The 4,196-nt window shown below is 71.7% G+C and carries 3 protein-coding genes; 2 read left to right on the top strand and 1 reads right to left on the bottom strand.

Annotation, left to right across the window (positions count from 1 at the left end; all coding sequences use genetic code 11):
* The first annotated feature begins 483 nt into the window (after positions 1-483).
* Both hflX and SACSA_RS0113410 read left to right on the top strand, forming a co-directional pair.
* On the top strand, positions 484-1,932 hold the full coding sequence (gene hflX / locus SACSA_RS0113415; protein ID WP_019816431.1) for a GTPase HflX: 1,449 nt from the start codon (positions 484-486) through the stop codon (positions 1,930-1,932).
* Between the two features lie 72 nt (positions 1,933-2,004).
* Positions 2,005-3,141, top strand: a complete 1,137-nt coding sequence (locus tag SACSA_RS0113410; RefSeq protein WP_019816430.1) for a hypothetical protein — start codon at positions 2,005-2,007, stop codon at positions 3,139-3,141.
* A gap of 46 nt (positions 3,142-3,187) precedes the next feature.
* On the opposite strand, the gene lexA is transcribed toward SACSA_RS0113410, so the two are convergent.
* Positions 3,188-3,874, bottom strand: a complete 687-nt coding sequence (gene lexA, locus SACSA_RS0113405) for a transcriptional repressor LexA (protein WP_019816429.1) — start codon at positions 3,872-3,874, stop codon at positions 3,188-3,190.
* Between the last annotated feature and the right edge of the window lie 322 nt (positions 3,875-4,196).

Below are 4,196 nucleotides of genomic sequence, written 5' to 3'. Positions count from 1 at the left end.
CGCCGTGGAGATCCCGGGCGGCACGGTGCGCGTGGGCATCGAGCGGGACGGCGCGACGCTGACCGGCCCGGCCGCGTTCGTCGCCCGGGGCCAGCTCGACTCGTCCTGGTGGGACGGCGTGGCCTGACCCTGGCGTGACAGCCGGGCCGACGTGACCGGTCTCGGGAATACGGCCGCGCCGGTCCGGGTTGACCGGGAAAGCGCGCGGGCGAACGAGGACATCATCCATGCCGGGAACGCGAGCCCTCGCCTGGTGCGCCGGTGCGAAGACAGGACACGCCGCGCCGGTGCCGGTGAGCCCGGGCGCGCGCGATCTGCTCGTGTCGCGCGACCGGGCCGCGCACCGGCGGAGGATGGGGGACCGCCCGAAGGGCACCGCGACCACCGGAGCCGGACCTGGAGCGCACGGTGGTGCCCGTGGCGATGATCCGAGCGGGTAAATCGTTCGTTCTTTCCCGCGAACCGTGGGACGATAGGGAGACGATGACAGAACCGACACGCAACGGCCCCGTCGAGGCGGAGTTCGACGACCGCGAACTCTCACCGGGGGAGCTCGAACTCGCCGAACGCGCCTCGCTGCGCAGGGTCGCGGGCCTGTCCACCGAACTGACCGACGTCACCGAGGTCGAGTACCGGCGACTGCGGCTGGAACGCGTGGTGCTCGTCGGCGTGTGGACCGAGGGCACGGCGGCGCAGTCCGAGGAGTCCCTGGCCGAGCTGGCCCGTCTGGCCGAGACGGCGGGTTCCGAGGTCCTCGAAGGGCTGATCCAGCGGCGGTCGAAGCCCGATCCGGCCACCTACATCGGCTCAGGGAAGGTCCGGGAACTGGCCGACATCGTCGTCGCCACCGGCGCCGACACCGTGGTCTGCGACGGCGAGCTCTCCCCGAGCCAGTTGCGCCAGCTCGAGGAGAAGATCAAGATCAAGGTGATCGACCGGACCGCCCTGATCCTCGACATCTTCGCCCAGCACGCGCGCTCGAAGGAGGGCAAGGCCCAGGTCGAGCTCGCGCAGCTGCACTATTTGATCCCGAGGCTGCGGGGCTGGGGGCAGAACCTCGCCCGGCAGGCCGGTGGCCGCGCGGGCGGTGGCAACGGCGGTGTCGGTCTGCGCGGTCCCGGTGAGACGAAGCTGGAGACCGACCGCAGGCGGATCAACAAGCGGGTCGCGAAGTTGCGGTCCGAGATCTCGGCCATGGACACCATCCGGGCCACCAAACGTGGGCGCAGGGTGGCCAACGAGGTGCCCAGCGTGGCGCTGGTCGGCTACACCAACGCGGGCAAGTCGAGCGTGCTCAACGCGATCACCGGTGCCGGTGTGCTGGTCGAGGACGCGCTGTTCGCGACGCTCGACCCCACGACACGGCGTTCGGCGACTCCCGACGGCCGGGCCTACACCCTGACCGACACCGTCGGGTTCGTGCGGCACCTGCCGCACCAGCTCGTGGACGCATTCCGTTCGACCTTGGACGAGGCCGCCGACGCCGACCTGCTGCTGCACGTCGTGGACGGTTCGGTCGCCGCTCCCGAGGATCAGATCACGGCGGTGCGGGACGTGCTGGCCGAGATCGCCGAGAAACGGTCGGAGACCCTTCCGCCGGAGCTCGTCGTGATCAACAAGATCGACACCGCCGACGAGGTGGCGTTGGCCCGGCTGCGCAATCTCGCGCCCGACGCGCTGTTCGTCTCCGCGCAGAGCGGGCAGGGCATCGACGCGCTGGTCGAGGCGATCGCCGACCGGCTCCCGCGCCCCGAGATCGTGGTGGAGGCACTGGTGCCCTACACCCGGGGCGAGCTCGTGGCCCGTGCCCATGCCGACGGCGAGGTACTGGCGGAGGAGCACGTGCCCGAGGGCACTCGTCTGCGGGCCCGGGTCCGTCCGGATCTCGCCTCGGCGCTGGATCGCTACGCCACACACGCCTCCGGGGTGTGATCCTGGCGCTCGTCGCAGGCCTGGTGCGCCGAGTGGGCGCGTCAAACGCGCGGCGGGCGGTACCGTGGCCCGGTGCTCACTCCCCGGCGCTCGACCGTCGCCCGCGCGGTGTCGCTTGCCACGGTGCCACTGGTCACGGCCTCGTTGTCCGCCGTGCCCGCGGCCGATGCCGTGTCCCCGGCGGACGCGTCTCTGAAGGGGGCCGCCCCGGTGGGTGCGCCCCGGCAGCCGCCGGCCGTCGGCGCGGAGCCTGAGGTGCTGTGCACGCTCGACGACGACCGGCTCGACGAGGTGTCCGGACTGGCGGTGGACGGTGCCACGCGGTATGTGGTCAACGACGGGGGAACCCGGGTGGAGGTGTTCGCGCTCGGCGAGGACTGTCAGGTGCGCGAGGTGCTCCGGCACCCCACGGACCCCTACGACGTCGAGGCGCTCGCCGTCGGCCCGGACGGCACGGTGTGGCTCGGGGACACCGGGGACAACCGGTCCCGGCGCGAGACCGTGGCGCTGCACGCGGTGACCCCCGGCGGAGAGGCCACGCTGTACCGCCTCACCTATCCGGATGGTCCGCACGACGCCGAAGCGCTGATCGTGGACGGGTCCGGCGTGCCGTATGTGATCACCAAGGACGTCCTGGGCGATGCGGGCGTCTACCGGCCGACCGGCGAGCTCACGAGCCCGGGGCCGACCCCCCTTGAGCGGGTGGGCGGACTGTCCTACACCGCCACGGACACCCCCGGCGGCCCGCTGGGCAGCATCGGGTCCCTGGCCGTGACGGGTGCGGCGCTGTCGGCCGACGGGTCCGTGCTGGCCGTGCGCACCTACACCGACGCCTACCTCTACCCGGTTCCCGACGGGGACGTCGTCGCCGCGCTCGACCGGCGTCCCGCGCGGATCGCGTTGCCCGGCGAGGACCAGGGAGAGGCCGTCGCGTTCGCCCCGGACGGTGCGCTGTTGTCGGTGAGTGAGGGCGTCGGGAGTCCCCTGCGGTCGGTCGCGGGAGCCGTGGACGTGGTCGATGGACCCGGGGCAGCGGACGGAGCGGAGACCGCGCCCCAGGCACCGGCCGACGCGGCGGAGGACACGGCGGGAGACGGGGAGGGCTCCGGGGACTCCGGGGCCGGACTCGACACTCTGCCCGGCATCGCGGTCGCGGTCGCGCTCGCCGCCGTGCTCGTGATCGGCGCGGGCCGCCTGCGCCGCCGCTGACACCGGCACGGAGGAGCGGTCACCGTCGGACCGGGATACCGGGCCGTCAGAGCCTGCGCAGGACGGCCACGACCTTGCCCAGCACGGTCGCCTCGTCGCCGGGAATGGGCTCGTAGGCTTCGTTGTGCGGCAGGAGCCAGACGTGCCCGTCCTTACGCTTGAACGTCTTGACCGTGGCCTCGCCCTCGATCATCGCGGCCACGATGTCGCCGTTCTCGGCGTCCGGTTGCTGCCGCACCACCACCCAGTCGCCGTCGGTGATGGCGGCGTCCACCATCGAGTCACCGGTGACGCTGAGCAGGAAGACCTTGCCCTCGCCGACGATGTCCTTCGGCAGCGGGTACACGTCCTCGATAGCCTCTTCGGCCAGGACCGGGCCACCGGCGGCGATCCGTCCGACGAGAGGGACAAGCGCGGGTTCCGGGAGCGAACCCTCGGTCTCGCCCCGTTCCACGTCGGAGGCCAGTACGCCGACGGCGCGCGGACGGTTCGCGTCGCGGCGCAGATACCCTTTCCGCTGCAAGGCCCTCAGCTGGTGCGAGACCGAGGAGGTCGAGGTCAGACCCACGGCTTTGCCGATCTCGCGCACACTCGGCGGGTACCCGTACCGGTCCACCCAGTCCCGGATGACGTCGAGAACCTTCTGCTGACGCGGTGTGATCCCCTCGTCCGGAGCGTCGACGACGGGCGTGAGGTCGCCGACCGCGTCGCTGTCCTTCGTGTTGCGTGCCACCGCGTTCTGCCTCCCAGTCGAGAGCGCGACTCGCTCGCCGTGCCCGGTGCTCCATGTCCATTCTCGACACTATCGGTCATCGAGCGCATTTTCAAACGTTTGTTCGAGCGACACGCCGTGACCTCCTCGATTCTCGCACAGGTTCCTGGTACATATTCGCACTGGCGTTCGAATAGAACGCGTGCTCGAGTTCGGGATCGAGTTCGAGGAGGTCGTCGTGTCGGTTCTCCACGACCGCGTGCTCATCCGGTCGCGCCGCCCGGCTCGGTCGCGCCGCCCGGCCCGGTCCGGTCGCCCCGCCGCGCGGGGGAGCAGGGTGGAG

This window comes from Saccharomonospora saliphila YIM 90502 (genome assembly GCF_000383795.1).
In the GTDB taxonomy this organism is placed as follows: domain Bacteria; phylum Actinomycetota; class Actinomycetes; order Mycobacteriales; family Pseudonocardiaceae; genus Saccharomonospora; species Saccharomonospora saliphila.
The sequence above is the reverse complement of the archived record's forward strand: the minus strand, read 5'-3'. Positions and strand labels throughout refer to the sequence as shown.

What these genes read in the sequence shown, in the direction of transcription:
- hflX (WP_019816431.1), top strand. Translation starts at nt 484, where the DNA reads ATGACAGAACCGACACGCAACGGCCCCGTCGAGGCGGAGTTCGACGAC.